Below are 18,846 nucleotides of genomic sequence, written 5' to 3' on the forward strand. Positions count from 1 at the left end.
TGGGGTATAAAAGAAGGGGGGGGGGGGGGTAAGCCTATCATCATGGATAGGCAAGGCATTTAAATCTGTATGATGATGTCTCCAATAATCTCCATATAGTCTAACAAAATCAAAAGGACTTTTCAAACAATCTTCTAAAGCTTGAATAAAATTGGACTCTAAGGATACATCATCTTCTAAAACAATAATAGGTTGATTTAATTTGACACACTCTTGCCACAAAAAATAATGGCTTAAATAGCACCCAAATTCTTGAGGCAATAATTTTCCAAGAGACGCATCCGAATGAAACCAATCAGATTTTAACAAACTTTGAGCATCATAAAGTTCTTTGACTAATTTTTCAAAATCTTTGTGTTTAGGACTAATCGCATCAAAGATTTGAAAATGACAATGCTCTTTAAAATCAATATTGGCTTGAGCGATTAATTTTTCAGTATCCAAACGCCTTTTACTATCTTTTAAAGAGATGATATAAACTTGTGTCATTTAACTATGCCTTAAAATATATTCTTGCATTTCACTCACAATTTCTTCAATGCTTCTTTCACCATTGATAATTTTATGCAAATTCTTAGCCTTATAGAAGTTTTGAATGTCAGCTAAGGGGTCTAAAAACACTCTCATGCGATTATTAAACACCACTTCATTATCATCAGCCCCCCTAGAACGCCCCAAAACTCTCTCTTTAGCAACACTTTCGCTTACCTCTACTTCAATCACACTTTTTAAGACGACCTCATCTTGAGCGTTTAATTCCTTATCTAAAGCATTCATTTGCTCCACGCTTCTAGGATAGCCATCAATTAAAATGATTTCTTTATTAGAACTCTTAATGGCTGAAAGAATCGTTTCTACTACAATATTTAAAGGCACTAATTCACCCTTAGAAGTAAAACCCTCAATGAGCAAACCTCTCTCTGTTTTTTTAGCACTCTCAGCTCTTAATAAGTCTCCGGTAGAAAAATGAGCGATTTTTTCGCTGTTATTTTTGGCAATCATCTCTGCATCGGTGGTTTTACCACTACCCGGGGCTCCAATAATCAAAAATAGTTGTTTCAAATGTTGTCCTTTTTTAAAATTTATTTAGGGTTTCTTAAACGAATATGTAATTCTCTTAATTGCTCTTCGCTCGCAGGGCTTGGTGCATCGGTCAATAAACATGAGGCTTTTTGCGTTTTAGGGAATGCTATCACATCTCTAATGCTACTAGATTTAGTCATAAGCATAATCAATCTATCAAAACCTATCGCAAAACCCCCATGGGGAGGTGCACCAAATTTTAACGCCTCTAGCAAAAAGCCAAATTTACTTTGTGCCTCCTCTTCGCCAATATTGAGTTTCTCAAAGATTTTCTTTTGAATTTCTTCTTTATGAATCCTAATACTTCCCCCACCAAGCTCCACACCATTAAGCACCACATCATAAGCAATAGAATTGATTTCTTCTAAATCCTCACACTCTAAATTTTTAGGCATAGTAAAGGGGTGGTGTAAAGCGTGATAGCCATTATCAATTTTTTCAAACATAGGAAAATCCACTACCCATAAGAAATTCAAGGCATCTTTATCAATGAGATTAAGCATTTCAGCTACTTTCAAGCGTAAGCGCCCCATGTAATCTAATACAATTTTCTTATCCCCTGCTCCAAAAAAGATAATATCCCCAACTTGTGCGTTAACTCTCTCTAAAATCGTCTTAAGCCCTTGTTCGCTTAAATACTTAACTAAAGGCCCTTTAATCTCATTGTCTCTAATTTGTAAATACGCCAAGCCTTGAGCTCCAAATTTACACACAAAGTCAAACATTTCTTTCATTACGCTACGACTAAACTTTTCATCAGCCCCCTTGACATTCAAAGCTTTAATGCGTTTGAATTTATTATCTTGTGCAATGCTAGAAAAAATAGGGCTTGAGCTATCCATAAAACAATCCCCTACTTCCACTAAGGGCAACTCAAAACGCAAATCCGGTTTATCGCTCCCATATTTTTCCATAGCCTCACTATAAGGCATGCGTTTAAAAGGTGTAGAGATAGAATGCCCTGCTACTTTAAAAATCTCTTGCAATAAATCTTCTACCACACCCATAACATCATTTTCATCACAAAAACTCATTTCTGCATCAATTTGCGTAAATTCTGGCTGTCTGTCCGCTCTCAAATCTTCATCTCTAAAACAACGAGCGATTTGAAAATACCTATCCATTCCCCCTACCATTAGAAGTTGCTTGAATAATTGCGGACTTTGGGGCAGTGCAAAAAATTCGCCATCATGCACACGACTTGGCACTAAATAATCTCTTGCACCCTCTGGGGTAGTCTTAGATAAAATAGGTGTTTCAATCTCTAAAAAGCCTTTTTGAGCTAAAACATTACGAGTAGCTAGAGCTACATCACTGCGTAATTTAAAGACTTCATAAGACTCCTTAGAGCGTAAATCCAAATAGCGGTATTTTAAACGCAAATCTTCATTTACACTTTTATCGCCAATTTCAATGGGTGGAGTAGCGCTCCTATTTTCAATGATTAAATCTTCTAAAACAATTTCAATTTTTCCGGTTTTTAGCTTAGGATTTTCTAGTCCCTCTCCTCTTAAACGCACCTTTCCTTTGGCTACTAGCACAAATTCATTACGCACTTCTAAAGCTTTCTCATAAGCTTTAGAGCTAGGGTCACACACTAATTGCACTAAACCGCTTTTATCTCTTAAATCAATAAAGATTACACCCCCATGGTCTCTATAGGTGTTGCACCATCCAGCGATTTTGACACTTTTATCAATATCTTTTTCGCTAATTTCTGCACATAAATGACTCCGCATTTGTTACTCCTTTATTTTAATATATAATTTAAATGTTATGAAAGTGCTCTTTTAAGCATTTCATGGATTTCAAGAGCGTTAGATTTTACCACAAAACCATCTGCCTCCAACGATTGGGCTAATTGGCGATTAGAATCGCTACTCATAGATGAATTAATAATCACAGGAATAAGTTCAGTTCTCCCATCAGCTTTAATGGTTTTTAGCACTTCAAACCCTGAAGTTACAGGCATTTCTAAGTCTGTAATTACAACGCCAACTTTTTTATAATTATCATTTTCATATAAATAGTCTAGCAACTCTTTTCCATTTGAAAAAGCTAAATAGTTCAAGTTTAGAGTTTGCACAATTTTTTCTAAAGTTTTAAGTGCGACTTGAGAATCCTCAGCAATTAAAATCATTTTTTGACTTTTAATTGCCTCAACACAACGCAAATCTAATTCATCTAAGTCTCTCATAGTTGGAAAAATATCATTCACCATCTTTTCTACATCTAAGATTTGCATAACCCTCTCACTATCAAAGCGAGTGATGGCTGTAACCTTTCCGCTTATATCAATCCCTTGCTTATCACCTGTGCTAATCTCTGTCCAACTTTTATGCACAATACTTTCAATCTTTAAGACTCGCATAGCTACCAAATGATTAGAAAAATGACACACTATGACCAACTTTTCTTTATCAGAAATACCATACTCTTTTAATGAACGCTCTGAAAAATTACTATCATAATGCAACCATCTTCTTACATCTACGAGTGGAATAGACTCTCCTCTAACCATAAGGAATCCAAGCATCATGCCCTCAGCCCCTCCAATAGTCTCTGTAAGCTCCCCATCGTAATGAATAATTTCTCTAATCTTAAAGATATTCATGCCATAGAGCTGAGCGTCTTCGCCCTCATCTAATTTGAAACACAAAAACTGAGCCTCATTATTCAAATGCAATGAAGTTGTTTTTTGGACATCCATTCAATTCCCTTAGTCATCACAAATATTTGACTGCAATTCTACAATGTAATACCTTATACTTTGCATATGAATATTAAAAATTTATACCAAATTGCTTTATTAACTATTCATTAATCTTAACAAAAATATAAATGCTTAGTTTAATAAAAAATTAATATTTTGTTGATTACAATAATAAAATATTTTTTAATTTTATTTTTTATTTTTTTTGGAGATTGATTATGCAATATATACCAACACGACTAAATAAAACTACAAACTTATCATTATCTTTTCTTTTGGCTTTATTTGGAACTTTTGATTTAGCAGAGGCCAAAGAAGATGATAAAAATAGCAAAAATAAAAAATCACATACTTTAGGTAAAGTTACTACCCAAGCTCAAAGAATCTTTAACTATAATAATCAAACTCATGTATCTATTAAAGAATTAGAAAGAAGACAGGCTAATCAAATCAGCGACATGTTTAGAAGAAACCCCAATATCAATGTAGGTGGTGGGAGTTTAATGGCACAAAAAATCTATGTGCGTGGCATTGAAGATAGACTTGCTAGAGTAACCATAGATGGAGCAGCTCAAATGGGAGCAAGCTATGGGCATCAAGGTAATACCGTGATTGACCCGGGCATGTTAAAAGAAGTTATTGTTACTAAAGGAGCTGCACAAGCTAGTGCAGGACCTATGGCCTTAATTGGGGCGATTAAAATGGAAACTAAAAGTGCGAGAGATTTTATCCCTAAGGGTAAAAATTACGCTGTTAGCGGAGCAACAAGTTTTTATACTAATTTTGGAGATAGAGAAAATATTACCGGAGCTTATCAAAACGAATATTTTGATATATTATTGTATTACACACATCAAAATATATTTTATTATAGAGATGGCAATAATGCTATGAAAAATCTTTTTAACCCTACAGAAAATGATAAAGTTTCAGGCTCTCCAAGCGAACAAAACAATGTCTTGGTCAAAGCAAACGCTTATTTAAGCGATAGAGATACACTTACTTTAAGCTATAACCTAACAAGAGATAATGCTAAAAGACCTTTGAGGGCGAATTTCACAGGAACTTTCTTGCCTTATAGTTGCGATGATTTTAATGATTATTCTAAGCGTAATGAAGTAGGAAAATGTTTGTTTGAAAATGATGCAAGGCTTTTTAAAACCGATAGCGTTAATATGGTAAATAACATTAGTTTAGCCTATGAAAGAGAAGGAGGAACTAGCTTTAATGACCCCAAATTAAAAATTGATGCGTATGGAAGTGTTAGAAATGTCAAAATCAATCCACTTTTTTCTCCAAATGATATTGCTAAGACCATCGATTATACCGCACCAAATACACAAAATGATGATTCAAACCTATGTGTTGCACAAGGTGGTATTTATAATGCTATGACTCAAACTTGCTCTATTAGTTTTAGAAACCTTGGAGGTGGCTCTGTGGTAGCTAAAAAAGATTTAAATATTGTTAATGCCGGTGCGAATGTTAATGTTTCTCACACTCTCAATCATAATAGCGAAAATCTTTTTGAATACGGCTTGAATTACCAAAATTTAACGACTTTTGATAGTGCTATTCCTAAAAGTGAATTAGTCAAACCAGGAGATGCCCCTAATGCGTGTAAGCAAGTAACAGGTCCTAATGACCCTAATATGAGTGGACATTGTCAAAGAAATGGCGAAACGGCTAATGTTATAGGGGTCTATGCTCAAGCTAACTATACTCTACACCCCATGGTAACTTTGGGTGCTGGAACTCGTTATGATGTCTATACTTTCGTAGATAAAGACTGGCAATTACATGTAACTCAAGGCTTTAGCCCTAGCACAGCTTTGATTGTTTCGCCTTTAAAAAACTTAAATTTTAGACTCTCCTATGCATATGTTACTAGAGGGCCTTTACCGGTGGGCCTAGTATGGATGCGTCAAGATAATTTACGATACGACAAACATTTAAAACCAGAAATTGGTCAAAATTTTGAATTTAATATTGAATACAATAGCGAGTATTTTGATTTTAGAGCTGCAGGCTTTACGCAATTACTTTCAAACTACATCAATAAATTCACTTCAACTCTTTATGTTACTAACATTAAAGATATTATTTATATTCCCGGATATGAAGTCTCTGGAACAGGTAAATACAAGGGATTTTCTTTGGGGCTAAGTGTGGGGCGTTCATGGCCTAGCATAAAAGGTCATATGTTAGCTGATGTATACGAATTAGCAGCTACTACGGGCAATGTATTTATTTTGACGGCAAGTTATACAATTCCTCGTGCTGGTCTTAGTTTTACTTGGCTTTCACGCTTTGTTACTAATTTAGATTATTGTGCTTATAGCCCTTATCGTAATGGCCCTACAGATATTGACAGACGACCTAGCAATTGTGCTAAAAAACCCGGCATTTTCCATGTGCATAAACCAGGCTATGGCATTAGCAGTTTCTTTGTAACCTACAAGCCCACACAAAAGAAATATCAGGGTTTGAGCGTGAATTTAGTTTTTAACAATATCTTTAATAAACAATATGTCAATCAAGCAAGCCCCGTAATGAGTCCTGATGAGCCTAACCAAGATAAATACGCAATAGGCATGGCAGAACCAGGGTTTAATGCACGCTTTGAAGTAGCCTATAAGTTTTAAACCACTATAATAACGCCCTATTTCAAGTTTTATAAGGGCGTTACCATGATAAAAAGCCAAAAAGAATATTTAGAAAGAATTGAATATTTAAACACATTATCACACCATTATTACAATCTCAATGAACCCTTAGTAAGCGATGCTACTTATGATGAACTCTATAAAGAATTAAAAGATTATGAAGAAAAAAATCCTACTTTAATTCAGGCTAATTCCCCTACCCAAAAAGTTGGGGCTACTACATTAAATCAGTTTAGTAAAAATTCTCATTTAATGCGAATGTGGAGCTTAGATGATGTGTTTGATAATAGCGAATTACAAACTTGGCTTAATCGCATTTTAAAAGTCTATCCTAACACCAAATTTGTGTGTTCGCCCAAACTTGATGGGGTTTCTTTAAATCTTTTATACAATAAGGGCAAATTAGTGAGTGCGACCACTAGGGGCAATGGCTTAGAAGGGGAGTTAGTTACAATGAATGCAAAAAATATCGCTAACATTCCCCATATTATTTCTTATGATGAAAAGATAGAAATTAGGGGCGAAGTGATTATTTCTAAAGATGATTTTGAAACCTTAAATCAAGAACGCTTAGAATCTAATGAAGTTTTATTTGCTAACCCTAGAAATGCCGCCGCAGGAAGTTTGAGACAGCTTGATAGTAGTATCACTAAAAAACGCAAATTGCAATTTATTCCCTGGGGTGTGGGTAAACATTCTTTAAATTTCCTAAGCTTTAAGGAATGCTTAGATTTTATTGTTTCCTTAGGTTTTAGTGCGATTGAATATTTAAGCTTAAATAAAAACCACGAAGAGATAGAACAAAGCTATCACACGCTGATTAAAAAAAGAGATGATTTTTTTGCCCTTTTAGATGGCATGGTTATCGTTATTGATGAACTAAGCACACAAAATGAGCTAGGCTATACCCAAAAATCCCCTAAATTTGCTTGTGCTTATAAATTTCCAGCCCTAGAAAAACACACCAAGATTTTAGAAGTGATTAACCAAGTGGGGCGTAGTGGGGCCATAACTCCAGTAGCTCTTTTAGAGCCTGTAGAAATTGCTGGGGCAAAGATTACTAAAGCGACTTTACACAATTATTCTGAAATTGAAAAAAAGAATATTATGCTTAATGATATGGTTGTAGTCATCAGAAGTGGCGATGTGATTCCTAAAATTATCAAACCTTTAGAGCATTACAGGAATGGCTCACAACACCCCATTATTCGCCCTACACATTGCCCCATATGTTCGCATGAGCTTTTATGTGAAGAGATTTTTACTTATTGTCAAAACATTAATTGTTCCGCAAGACTTAAAGAAAGCTTGATTCATTTTGCTTCTAAGGATGCCCTAAATATTCAAGGCTTAGGCGATAAAGTCATAGAGCAACTTTTTGAAGAAAAGCTTATTCTTAATGCCCTAGACTTATATACTTTAAAATTAGACGATTTAATGCAACTAGACAAATTTAAAATCAAAAAGGCTCAAAATCTACTAGATGCCATTAATGAGAGCAAAAACCCACCCTTATGGCGTTTAATCAATGCTTTAGGGATTGAGCATATCGGTAAGGGAGCGAGTAAAACTCTAGCCAAATATGGTTTGAATATCTTAGAAAAAAGCGAAGAAGAGTTTTTAGAGATAGAAGGATTTGGGGTTGAAATGGCACATTCTTTAGTAAATTTTTATGCAAGCAATAAGGAATTTATTCAAGCCTTATTTGACTTGTTAAACCCTATTGTTGAAGAAAAAATAGAGACTTTAAACCATTCTATTTTTAATAATAAAACCGTTGTAATAACTGGCACACTTTCTAAACCAAGGCAAGAATACACTCAAATACTAGAAAACTTAGGGGCAAAAATTGCCTCAAGTGTGAGCGCTAAAACTAATTTTCTCATCGCTGGAGAAAACGCTGGCTCAAAACTGGCTCTAGCACAAAAACATGGTATTACTATTTTGAATGAAGAAGAATTGCTAGAAAAACTTAAGCCATAAAAAAAGACTTTTTTCTTGGTCTTTGTCATTTTTTATTATAGATTCCTTTTATTCCTAAGCTTAATTTTAAGTGTAGCTACATCCAAAATAAACTCATTAATTAAACCAAATAATCACTCTCTCGCTGACAAGCGTGCTTCAATAAAAATATAGGTGTTGTTCCTAGCTTTTTGGTGATTGTTTTACTATTAAGTTAGATTTGAATTTTCTCTCACTAAGGTTTACACCACACTCTAACTTTGCAATAGAAACACAATAATCATTCCTAGCTAATTCTAATAACTTTCTATGATTTAACCCATGTAATCCCACAAGAGTTTTTAAAAATAATCCTTGGTTACCTTCGGTTTTTTACTCCTTTCCCAAAAATATGAAAGATTCACAAATTCCTCATCTAATTCAACAAAACCATTTTTATATTAAATTTCAATAAATCTGGCACTATCGCCCTATCTCACCTCTACTACTCTTGTATCACACCATAAACCACACTAATGCCATTTTTTAAAATGATAGGATTTCTTGCATCGGTAATTTGAATAAAACGCACGCCATCAAGCAGATTGATAGCGATTTCTTTTGTCTTATTTTTTTCGGCGATAACCTGAATGATTTTAAGGTTGCGGTCATAAAAAACAACTTTTGGTTGCCATAAAGGACTACTAGAATGTATGCTTAAACGGGCGTTTTGATTGACACTTAGCCAATACTTTCCGCTCGCCTCTTTTAATTCTATAGGCTCACTACCTACAAAAATAGCTTTTGCATTTGGCAACTTAGCATTCTCTAAAGCAAAATCATATTCCCATTCTTTTAGAGACACTCGCCTAATATCCATAAAATTAAAGCCATGTTTTTTCATCGTATCAATTAAAATATTAGGGTCTAAAACATATTCGGTTTTAATCTCATAAGAAAAGGTGCTTGCCCCAGAAGAGCTTTGCATTTTAATCGGTAGAACATACGAATATCCCATCATGTTTAAAGAACTATTAATGCTTTTGGCAAATAAAATAGGGTTGCTTTGAGCCTTAAAAGTAACTTTTAAAACGCTTGGTTTATCAAAACTAAGCGATAAAAGCCCGTTTTCTTTTAAGGTATTAAGCAATTTGATTAAATCTACTTGACCTGATTTATAATAAGTATTACGATTTTTAAACAAGCGTTCCAAGAAGTGCTTGTTGATTTGATAAGCTCGCTCCCCCATTAAACTTTTAGCCCTAAGGTCTAAAGAATCTGCTTTTAAAAAAGCCCCCCCTATCATAAGGACTAAAAAAAGATGTTTATAAATCATTGCTGGAGCTTTTTGTATTGGCGATCATTAATTAATTCTAAGCCTTTTTGAGGCTCATAAGAAAAACGCTTGGTTTTATTATCGTTGTAAGCTCGTGATTCTTCGCCTAATTTTAACGAAAAATTCCCATGCCCAAAGCGTAGTAACAAACGATGCTTATTAGTCTCTAACAAATAAGTTTCTTTGAGAGTTTTTTGAAAAGAATTAGCTCTATCATCTAAATCAATTACTTCTACCCAAATATCTCTTTTAGGAGTAATATAAATAATTTCAGGCTCTTCTTTTATGCTTTCTTTAGGACTTTGAGAGCTTTTTGAGGTGCTAGTATCGTCTTTAGCGTTTGTTTCTGTGGGGCTTATTTTTAAAGTTGTTTGAGGGGGATTATTTTCTTGAGTATGATTAGTTTGAGCATGTTCATTATGGTTGTGCATAGTAATAGCACAAATAAGAATGATTGCGACGCCCAATAAAATCAACCATTTTAATTTTGATGGTTTTTTAGATGAGAGAGGGTTGGCTTGATTAATATTATAATCTAGCTCAATTTTATGGGTGCTAACATTATCTTTAGTGCTTGTTTCTTGGTTAAAAGAATATGTTTTCACATCGCTTTTAAACACACAAATTCTATCATACTCTTTCATCCAAGCACTTAAATCTACTTTATATTCTCTCTCTAAAATTTGTATAAACCCCTTAGCATGCACCCTTGATAAAGATTCATAACGCTTTTCTAATAAATGGCTTATATTGGTTGAAGAGAGTTTGGTGGTTTTAGAAATCTCTTGAACGCCAATATCTTTTAAAATTTGCAAGTTTTTATCTAGGGTATGACGCATTTCTTCTAAATTAGCATTATTTTTAGAGATATTAAAAATCTCATTAGAATTTTCTAAGTTTTCCAAAGTGTCTTGTTGGGCATTTTCTTGTTGTTGCATTCAATTTACCACCTAATTGATTTTATCCATTAAGATTCCTGCTGCCACACTCACATTGAGCGAATCAAAATCTCGTCGCATTTTTATCCTTAATACTGCATCCATTTTAGCAAGAATTTTTTTTGACAACCCTTCATGTTCGCTCCCCAAAAAAAGAGCACATTTTTCTTGGTCTAAATTTTCTGTTTGGCTAGAGCCTTGCATACTAGCACCTAAACATAAAAAACCACTCGTTTTTAATTCATTGATTAAATCTAGTGTATTAGGCACAATACTAAAAGGCAAATCATACATAAGCCCTAGACTTGAACGCACAATTCCTTCATAAGCAAATTCTCTAGCAAAGTCTAAGATAATGCCATCCATTCCTAAGCAATACGCACTCCTAAAAATCCCTCCGATATTACCCACATCAGTAATACCACAAAGCACTAAAAGCTTTTCGCCTTTTTTGATTTCTTTTAATGAAGATGCCAAAGGCATTTCTACTTTGGCTAAAACCCCTTGATGATTCCCCCCCTTAGCAAGGGCTTGTGCTTTTTTATTATCCACTTTAATGATATTTGGGCATGCTTTTTTAAGGGCAAAAAAAAGTTTCTTGTCTATCTCTTTAGAAAGATAGATTTCTTGCAACTTTTCTTTATGGGAGTTTAGAACATGTGAAATAACCTGCTTACCATAAATAACCGCTTGCATATTAAACCCTTTTTTAACACCTTACATCTATTTATTTTGCTCTAACAAACGCCGCTGGTAAAGTTCTTTAGCGTTTTTATGCGTCATAACCGCCTCAATTTTAGCCTTAATTTTGGGGGGCAAATCCAACTCTAGCAAGCTAGATAACCCTAAAATAGGCTCAATATCTTTTTTATTTAAAAGCACCAAGACCCACTCCCCTTGAATATTGCACTTTTGCAACTGCGTAGCTACTTTGGAAACTTCTCCAAAATAATATTGCTGATGGAGTTTTGTAAGCTCCTTAGCAACAAACAAGTGCATGCCATCGGCTAAATCTGTTAAATCTTTTAAAGTCTCTAGCAATCTGTGCGGACTTTCGTAAAAAACAACAGGAGTTTTCTCTTCTAAAAACGCTAAAACATTTAAAATCTTAGCAATTCTTAAACGCCTTTCTTTGCTCTTATGGGGTAAAAATCCTGCATAGAAAAACCGCCCCTCTAAAAATCCGCTCGCACAAAACGCTGTAATGAGTGCATTAGCCCCAGGTAAAACATCATATTTAATGTTATGTTTCAAAGCATAAGCTACCAAACTCATGCATGGGTCACTTAGACTTGGCATGCCCGCATCGCTCATTACGGCAATTTCTCTTTCAAAAAAAGAAAGCTCCACTTGCTCTAAAAATTCTTGGTCATTATGCGAATGAAAAGCAATAAACTCTCTCTTTTTAGTGGCAATCTTAGGAAAAGAATTACAAATAATGGGGTTTTGTGCGAGCAAGTGCAACAATCTCTTGCTGACTCTTGTGTCTTCACACAACAAACACTCGCACCTTTCTAAAACTTCCAAAGTGCGTAGCGTAATGTCAGATAGATTGCCTATAGGAGTGGGCAAAAAATACAGCACAAAAAAGCCACGCTTTTTTACAAAGAGTTACTTCAAATTGTAGCGTTGCTTAAACTTCTCTACTCTTCCTGCGGTATCAGCAATTTTATCACTGCCGGTATAGAAAGGGTGGCAAAAACTAGAAATATCAATACGCATTTCAGATTTGGTGCTTAACACCTCAATTTCTTTACCACTAGTTACACAAGTTACCTTGCAAGGGACATATTCTGGATGGATTCCTTTTTTCATTGGTTGTATTCCTTAAGAGAAAATTAAAATCTAAAGCACTATATTATAAAACAACACTACTGCCTAAAATCAAAATATTTTTAAGATAGTGCTGTTTTTAAAACTTTAAGTTTTGGATTATACCATTTTTAGTTCAAATTTGAGCGATTAGACATTTTCATTTGATTGTGTGAGCGAAAGAGCTTTAGATTATTTGACTTTTGTAAAAGTTTTATGATAGCATGACAAAATCATTATGACTTCTATGTGGAAATAAACCACTTGGTATATTTTGATTATCTTTACAATATTAAAATTTAGAAATGCCTTGTTTTTGAATATTTCATCGGTATTAGCCATTGCGAAAACTCTTTATTATTTAACTTTGAAGGAAATAAACTTAACATGAACGAACAAACTCCAACCCATAAGGGTTCGCATAAAGTCAAAACACACACGCCAGTAAGTGGGTATCGCATTGAAGATTTACGCACCTATCCTACTGAAAAGCTTTTAGAAATCGCTAACAAACTCAAAGTAGAAAACCCCCAAGAATTTAAACGCCAAGATTTGATGTTTGAAATTTTAAAAACCCAAGTAACTCAAGGTGGATACATTCTTTTTACCGGTATTTTAGAAATCATGAACGATGGGTATGGGTTTTTAAGGGGATTTGATGGGAGCTTTTCAGATGGACATAATGACGCTTATGTAAGTCCTGCTCAAATCAGACGCTTTGCTTTAAGAAATGGTGATATAGTAACTGGTCAAGTGCGTTCACCTAAAGAAAATGAAAAATATTACGCACTCTTAAAGATAGAGGCTGTTAACTACTTGCCTTTAGATGAGATTAAAAATCGTCCTTTATTTGACAACCTAACCCCCCTATTTCCTAATGAACAAATCAAATTGGAATACGAGCCTACTAAAGTAACCGGTAGAATGCTAGATTTATTTAGCCCTATTGGTAAGGGTCAAAGAGCTTTAATTGTCGCCCCCCCAAGAACTGGTAAAACAGAACTCATGAAAGAACTCGCTCAAGGCATTACTTCTAATCATCCTGAAGTAGAGCTTATTATCCTTTTAGTAGATGAACGCCCTGAAGAAGTAACGGACATGCAACGAAGTGTTAAGGGTCAAGTCTTTAGCTCCACTTTTGATTTGCCTGCAAACAATCACATAAGAATCGCTGAATTAGTGCTAGAAAGAGCTAAAAGAAGAGTAGAAATGGGTAAAGATGTCGTGATTTTATTAGATTCTATCACTCGTTTAGCAAGAGCCTATAATGCTGTAACCCCTTCAAGTGGTAAGGTCTTAAGTGGGGGCGTAGATGCCAACGCCTTGCACAGACCCAAGCGCTTTTTTGGAGCCGCAAGAAATATTGAAGAAGGCGGAAGCCTAACCATTATCGCCACCGCATTGATTGAAACGGGCTCTAGAATGGACGAAGTGATTTTTGAGGAATTTAAAGGCACTGGAAATAGCGAAATTGTCTTAGCTAGAAACATTGCGGATAGACGCATTTATCCAGCCTTTGATATTTTAAAATCAGGCACAAGAAAAGATAATATTTTGCTTGGCAAAGAGCGTTTAACTAAAGTTTGGGTGTTAAGAAATGTGATGCAGCAAATGGATGATGTAGAAGCCTTAAGTTTTGTATATTCTAAAATGCAACAAACCAAGGATAATGAAGAATTTTTACATTTAATGAATGAAAAATAAAATCTTATTGAACTAAAAATAGCATAATGAAAATAGGCGTTTTTGATAGTGGTGTGGGTGGTTTTAGCGTTTTAAAAAGTCTTTTAAAAGCTCAACTTTTTAATGAAATTATCTATTATGGCGATACTGCTAGAGTGCCTTATGGCACTAAAGACCCTACAACTATCAAACAATTTGGCTTAGAAGCTTTGGATTTTTTCAAGCCACACAAGATTGAGCTATTGATTGTGGCATGCAACACAGCGAGTGCTTTAGCTTTAAAGAAAATGCAAGAGCATTCAAAAATCCCTATTATAGGCGTGATTGAGCCAAGCATTTTAGCTATCAAACAACAAGTTAAAGATAAAAACGCTCCTATTTTAGTGCTAGGGACAAAAGCTACCATTCAGTCTAACGCTTATGATTATGCCCTAAAACAACAAGGTTATTCTAATGTTTCTCATTTAGCCACTTCTCTTTTTGTGCCTTTGATTGAGGAAAATATCTTAGAGGGTGAGCTTTTAGAAACGTGCATGCATTACTATTTTGCTCCATTAAGCGTTTTACCGAGAGCAATTATTTTAGGTTGTACGCATTTTCCTTTGATAGCCAAAAAAATTGAGAGCTATTTTATGGAACATTTTACTCTTTCACACCCCCCCCTACTCATTCATTCTGGTGATGCTATTGTGCAATATTTAGAACATCAACATGACCTTAAAAAAAATTTATATGAATTTCCTAAAATAGAATTTTTTGCTAGTGGCGATGTTAAATGGCTAGAAAAGCAAGCCAAAATTTGGCTTAAAGCTTGATATTCTATCTTTTATATTTTTTAGAAAAGGCGAAAGAAAATCTTAAGATTTTTCTCACTTTTCTACTAAGATAGACATCTCATTATCTTTAATCTCTACATACAATTCTTTTCTAGCATTAGAGGCATAAGAAACTTTTGAATCCTTAAACGCTTTATAATCTTGGTCAAATACCACATAAAACAAACGCTTATTTTCAGAATTAGGATAAGGGATAACATTGATAGAAAAGAATATAATTTCTTTTTTTTCATTCTTAGCGAACACACGCTTTTTATATTCTTTAAAAGCATTGATTTTCATACCATCATAGCGAGTGAAGTCTTTATCATAATAGCTTATATAATGTTCAAAATCCCCCTTAACCCAAGCATCTCTCCATTGATAGAGAGAGCTTAAAATAGTAGCTAATTCCCCTTTGGTGCTAGGCAAAAACTTATCTTCATAAGTAATCAAAAGAGCCTTGTTGCCTTTCAATAAATTATCATAAGAGCTTAAAATTTGATTTTCAATCGCAATACAACCCTTAGTATTCAAATCGTTCCTATCGCCATTTAAGGGCATTCCATGCACCCAAATGCCATGCCCTGTGCGTTTTTTAATCGTGTCATACAAATTAGGGTAATTAGTTACAAAAGCTAGAGGGCCATAATATTGGTCTAAATGCTCTAATTTCTGTGTGATACGATACACCCCAATAGGCGTGGCTAAATCACCCTCTATCGCTTTATCACCTTTTTTAGAGCCTACAAGAGCCTTAGAGTCATTAATCTTTTTTAGCATGTTATTATGGACTTCATAAAGTCTTAAGCTAGGCTTAGACTTGTCTGCCACAAATAAAAACTGCTTGTTTTCATAATAACCAAAATCAGTGTCTTTATCTTTTAGTTCGTCCATCCAAAAAGACTTGTCTTCTAAATACGAATCAAGCTTTTTACCAACTGCTTGTAAGCCATGCTTTTGATAAAGATGAATAACCTCTAGCAAACGCCCATTGGCATTCAACAAGCATGCACCCCCTAAAGTCAAACAAAAAAGCATTTTTTTCATTATTGTTCCTTTAATAATAGATTATTTTATTTTTATTTCTCAAACGCATGGATATAACCTAGTTTTTGCAAACTCTTCTCTTCCTTACTCCATGATTTTTGAGCTATCACTTGTAAGTTTAAAAAAACTTTTTTTTCGCCTAATTCTTGCATTTTTAATCGTGCGTTTGTGCCTATTCTTTTAATATTAATCCCCCCTTTACCGATAACAATTTTTTTTTGACTTTCTTTTTCTACGATAATGTGTGCATACACCCTGTCTATTCGCTCTTCTTCTATGAATTTATCTATAATAACATCGCTTTCATAAGGAATTTCATCGCTCAAAAATTTAAACAAACTCTCCCTAATAATTTCCTTATAAATATCACGCATTTTTTCATCGCTCATTAAATCTTCTTCAAAAAGCCATTCACTAGGACTTAAATACTTACTAATACATTCTAAAAGCGTGTTTAAATTTTGAGATTTTTTCGCACTCAATGGCACAAGAGATAGAAATTGCGATGCATATCTTTGATAATCTTGTAATTTTTTTAAAACTTGCTTGTGAGTTGCTGTATCAATCTTACTTAAAGCAAGGATATGGGGTTTTTTACACAAATTCAAAAACTCTTCATAGCCCTTTAAATCATCATGTATAGATGCTAAAAAAACGCATAATTCACAATCATTCATCGCTTTTAAAGCACTAGAAAGCATGCATTGATTAAGTAATTTTTCTTGATGATGAAGCCCTGGTGTGTCTAAAAAAATAATTTGATTATGATAGCCTTCTTTATCTTCAAAAGGCACAATACATTTCATTAGCTTTCTTGTCGCATTAGCCTTATGTGAAACTAAAGCTAAATTAACATTAAGTAAAGTATTTAAAAGAGTGCTTTTCCCAGCATTTGGTTTGCCTACAAGAGCTACAAAGCCTGTTTTAGTTTTCATTATAAAATATACTTCACTAAATTCTCATCAGCCACTAAATCCTCTAACTTTGATTGAACTAACTCTTTAGTGATAGCAATCCTTTGCCCAGAATAATTTTCAGCCTCAAAACTAATATCTTCTAGAACTTTTTCAATAGTGGTGTGCAACCTTCTAGCCCCTATGTCTTCGCTTTTTTGATTAGCGTTATAAGAAAGTTTGGCTAATTCTTTAATCGCATCATCTTCAAAAACAATTTCTACGCCTTCTACTTTTAAAAGGGCTTGATATTGCTTGACAATAGATGTTTTAGTTTGAGTTAAAATCATATACATAATTTCTTCGGTTAAACTCTCTAACTCCACCCTTAAAGGAAAACGCCCTTGTAATTCAGGAATCAAATCGCTTGGCTTAGAGAGATGGAATGCCCCTGCTGCAATAAATAAAATATGCTCTGTTTTAATAGCACCATACTTAGTATTAACCACACTGCCTTCTACAATGGGTAATAAATCCCTTTGAACTCCCTCTTTACTTGGGTCTTGACGAGTGCCTTCTTTAGAACTTATAGCGATTTTATCAATTTCATCAATAAAAATTACCCCCGAATTTTCTGCACGCTTCAAGCCTTCTAATTTGATAGCATCATTATCTAAAAGCGTATCGCTAATTTCTGCTTTTAAAGCTTCTTTAGCCTCTTTGATGCTTAAAGTTTTTTTAATTCTATCTTGTTCCTTATGAAAAACCTTAATCAAGTTTTCTTGAACTTTTAAAATCTCAGGCGGCACATTTGAATCAATTTCTACGCTTTTTTTACGCACCTCAATTTCAATTTCTTGATTATCCAACTCGCCTTGTGCGATTCTTTGTTGCATTTTTAGAAGACTATTCTTATATTCTTGTTTTTTTTCTTCGCTCACTCCATTAGGTAAGGGGGGCAAAAGTTTTTTAGCAATTTTTTCTACAACAGCCTCTTCAATTTTATCTCTTAATTTTTCTTTATGCTCATTTTCTACTAAAAGAACGCTATTATTGACTAAATCTCTTACCATAGATTCCACATCACGCCCTACAAAACCTACTTCAGTGTATTTACTCGCTTCTACTTTCACAAAAGGGAGTTTCATAATTTTTGCCATTCTTCTTGCGATTTCTGTTTTACCCACACCAGTAGAACCAATCATTAAAATATTTTTAGGCGTGATTTCTTCTTGTAAGGATTTCTCAAGCTGCAAACGCCTATAGCGGTTTCTTAGAGCAATAGCGATAAACTTCTTAGCTTCCTTTTGCTCAATAATGTATTCATCTAAATAGGCGACAATTTCTCTTGGGGTCATATTTAATTTAGACATCAAAGCTCCAAAATTTTGATATTAGTGTTTGTGTAAATGCAGAGATTCCCTGCAATTTTTAAGGATTCTTCTACGAGTTTTTTAGGCTCTAAGTGGGCGAAACTATCTAAAGCCCTAGCCGCACTCAAAGCATAATTTCCTCCACTTCCAATAGCAGCAATCTTGTTATCTTGTGCTTCTAAAACATCGCCCATGCCACTTAAGATAAAAATATGCTCCAAATCAAGCACTATCATCATCGCTTCCAAACGGCGTAAATACTTATCCTTACGCCATTCTTTGCTAAAATCCACCACACTTTTAAATAAATCCCCTTTTTTACTCTCTAAAATGCGTTCAAACATATCAAACAAACTAAAGGCATCAGCGGTGCTTCCAGCAAACCCACTTAAAACTTGATTATGATACAAGCTTCTAATTTTAGTCGCATTAGCTTTGACTACACAATTACCTAAAGTAACTTGTCCATCGCCCCCAATGATAGCAAATTTCTTGCCATCAATCTCCCCTCTATAACCTAAAATCGTTGTCGCTTCAAACATT

At 34.4% G+C, this 18,846-nt stretch carries 17 protein-coding genes; 4 read left to right on the forward strand and 13 right to left on the reverse strand.

Annotation, left to right across the window (positions count from 1 at the left end):
- The 4 genes from C6H25_RS00530 to C6H25_RS00545 form a co-directional block, all read right to left on the reverse strand.
- The coding region (locus C6H25_RS00530; RefSeq protein WP_199768901.1) for a glycosyltransferase family 25 protein at positions 1-489 on the reverse strand (489 nt) is incomplete at its 3' end.
- Positions 490-1,062: an adenylate kinase gene (locus tag C6H25_RS00535; protein WP_104747542.1), complete on the reverse strand. Its 573-nt coding sequence runs from the start codon at positions 1,060-1,062 to the stop codon at positions 490-492.
- A gap of 20 nt (positions 1,063-1,082) precedes the next feature.
- Entirely contained in the window at positions 1,083-2,822 is a 1,740-nt protein-coding gene (gene aspS, locus C6H25_RS00540; RefSeq protein ID WP_104747543.1) for an aspartate--tRNA ligase, read from the reverse strand.
- 35 nt (positions 2,823-2,857) lie between these two features.
- Positions 2,858-3,793, reverse strand: a complete 936-nt coding sequence (locus tag C6H25_RS00545) for a chemotaxis protein (protein ID WP_104747544.1) — start codon at positions 3,791-3,793, stop codon at positions 2,858-2,860.
- Between the two features lie 221 nt (positions 3,794-4,014).
- Between C6H25_RS00545 and C6H25_RS00550 the strand changes: the two genes are divergently transcribed.
- Positions 4,015-6,441 carry a TonB-dependent receptor domain-containing protein gene (locus C6H25_RS00550; RefSeq protein WP_104747545.1) on the forward strand — a complete coding sequence of 809 codons (2,427 nt, stop codon included), beginning with the start codon at positions 4,015-4,017 and terminating at the stop codon, positions 6,439-6,441.
- A 45-nt stretch (positions 6,442-6,486) separates the two neighbouring features.
- Positions 6,487-8,445 (forward strand): NAD-dependent DNA ligase LigA, encoded by a 1,959-nt coding sequence (ligA, locus tag C6H25_RS00555; RefSeq protein ID WP_104747546.1) that lies wholly within the window; start codon positions 6,487-6,489, stop codon positions 8,443-8,445.
- Positions 8,446-8,908: 463 nt separating this feature from the next.
- Here ligA and C6H25_RS00560 read toward each other — a convergent pair whose 3' ends face one another.
- The 5 genes from C6H25_RS00560 to rpmE are packed head-to-tail and all read right to left on the reverse strand — an operon-like array spanning position 8,909 to position 12,492.
- On the reverse strand, positions 8,909-9,739 hold the full coding sequence (locus C6H25_RS00560) for a hypothetical protein (RefSeq protein ID WP_104747547.1): 831 nt from the start codon (positions 9,737-9,739) through the stop codon (positions 8,909-8,911).
- A complete protein-coding gene (locus C6H25_RS00565) occupies positions 9,736-10,677 on the reverse strand; it encodes a sialidase (RefSeq protein WP_104747548.1) in 942 nt (313 codons plus the stop codon). The genes C6H25_RS00560 and C6H25_RS00565 overlap by 4 nt, the downstream gene beginning before the upstream one ends.
- Positions 10,678-10,689: 12 nt before the next feature.
- The gene (rlmB, locus tag C6H25_RS00570; protein ID WP_104747549.1) at positions 10,690-11,373 is read right to left on the reverse strand and encodes a 23S rRNA (guanosine(2251)-2'-O)-methyltransferase RlmB; all 684 of its coding nucleotides are present in this window, start codon (positions 11,371-11,373) and stop codon (positions 10,690-10,692) included.
- 27 nt (positions 11,374-11,400) lie between these two features.
- On the reverse strand, positions 11,401-12,261 hold the full coding sequence (rsmI, locus tag C6H25_RS00575; protein ID WP_104747550.1) for a 16S rRNA (cytidine(1402)-2'-O)-methyltransferase: 861 nt from the start codon (positions 12,259-12,261) through the stop codon (positions 11,401-11,403).
- A 27-nt stretch (positions 12,262-12,288) separates the two neighbouring features.
- Positions 12,289-12,492 (reverse strand): 50S ribosomal protein L31, encoded by a 204-nt coding sequence (gene rpmE / locus C6H25_RS00580; RefSeq protein WP_104747551.1) that lies wholly within the window; start codon positions 12,490-12,492, stop codon positions 12,289-12,291.
- Between the two features lie 384 nt (positions 12,493-12,876).
- Here rpmE and rho point away from each other — a divergent pair, with 384 nt between their 5' ends.
- Entirely contained in the window at positions 12,877-14,193 is a 1,317-nt protein-coding gene (gene rho / locus C6H25_RS00585; RefSeq protein WP_104747552.1) for a transcription termination factor Rho, read from the forward strand.
- Between the two features lie 26 nt (positions 14,194-14,219).
- A complete protein-coding gene (gene murI, locus C6H25_RS00590) occupies positions 14,220-14,987 on the forward strand; it encodes a glutamate racemase (protein ID WP_104747553.1) in 768 nt (255 codons plus the stop codon).
- Positions 14,988-15,041: 54 nt separating this feature from the next.
- On the opposite strand, the gene C6H25_RS00595 is transcribed toward murI, so the two are convergent.
- The 4 genes from C6H25_RS00595 to hslV are packed head-to-tail and all read right to left on the reverse strand — an operon-like array spanning position 15,042 to position 18,845.
- Positions 15,042-16,037, reverse strand: a complete 996-nt coding sequence (locus tag C6H25_RS00595; protein WP_104747554.1) for a L,D-transpeptidase family protein — start codon at positions 16,035-16,037, stop codon at positions 15,042-15,044.
- 32 nt (positions 16,038-16,069) lie between these two features.
- Positions 16,070-16,972 carry a GTPase Era gene (gene era, locus C6H25_RS00600; RefSeq protein WP_199768902.1) on the reverse strand — a complete coding sequence of 301 codons (903 nt, stop codon included), beginning with the start codon at positions 16,970-16,972 and terminating at the stop codon, positions 16,070-16,072.
- On the reverse strand, positions 16,972-18,303 hold the full coding sequence (gene hslU / locus C6H25_RS00605; RefSeq protein WP_104747556.1) for an HslU--HslV peptidase ATPase subunit: 1,332 nt from the start codon (positions 18,301-18,303) through the stop codon (positions 16,972-16,974). The genes era and hslU overlap by 1 nt, the downstream gene beginning before the upstream one ends.
- Positions 18,303-18,845, reverse strand: coding sequence for an ATP-dependent protease subunit HslV (hslV, locus tag C6H25_RS00610; protein ID WP_104747557.1), 543 nt, complete (start codon positions 18,843-18,845; stop codon positions 18,303-18,305). The genes hslU and hslV overlap by 1 nt, the downstream gene beginning before the upstream one ends.
- Between the last annotated feature and the right edge of the window lies 1 nt (position 18,846).

This window comes from Helicobacter cetorum (genome assembly GCF_900198405.1).
Lineage (GTDB): Bacteria > Campylobacterota > Campylobacteria > Campylobacterales > Helicobacteraceae > Helicobacter > Helicobacter cetorum_C.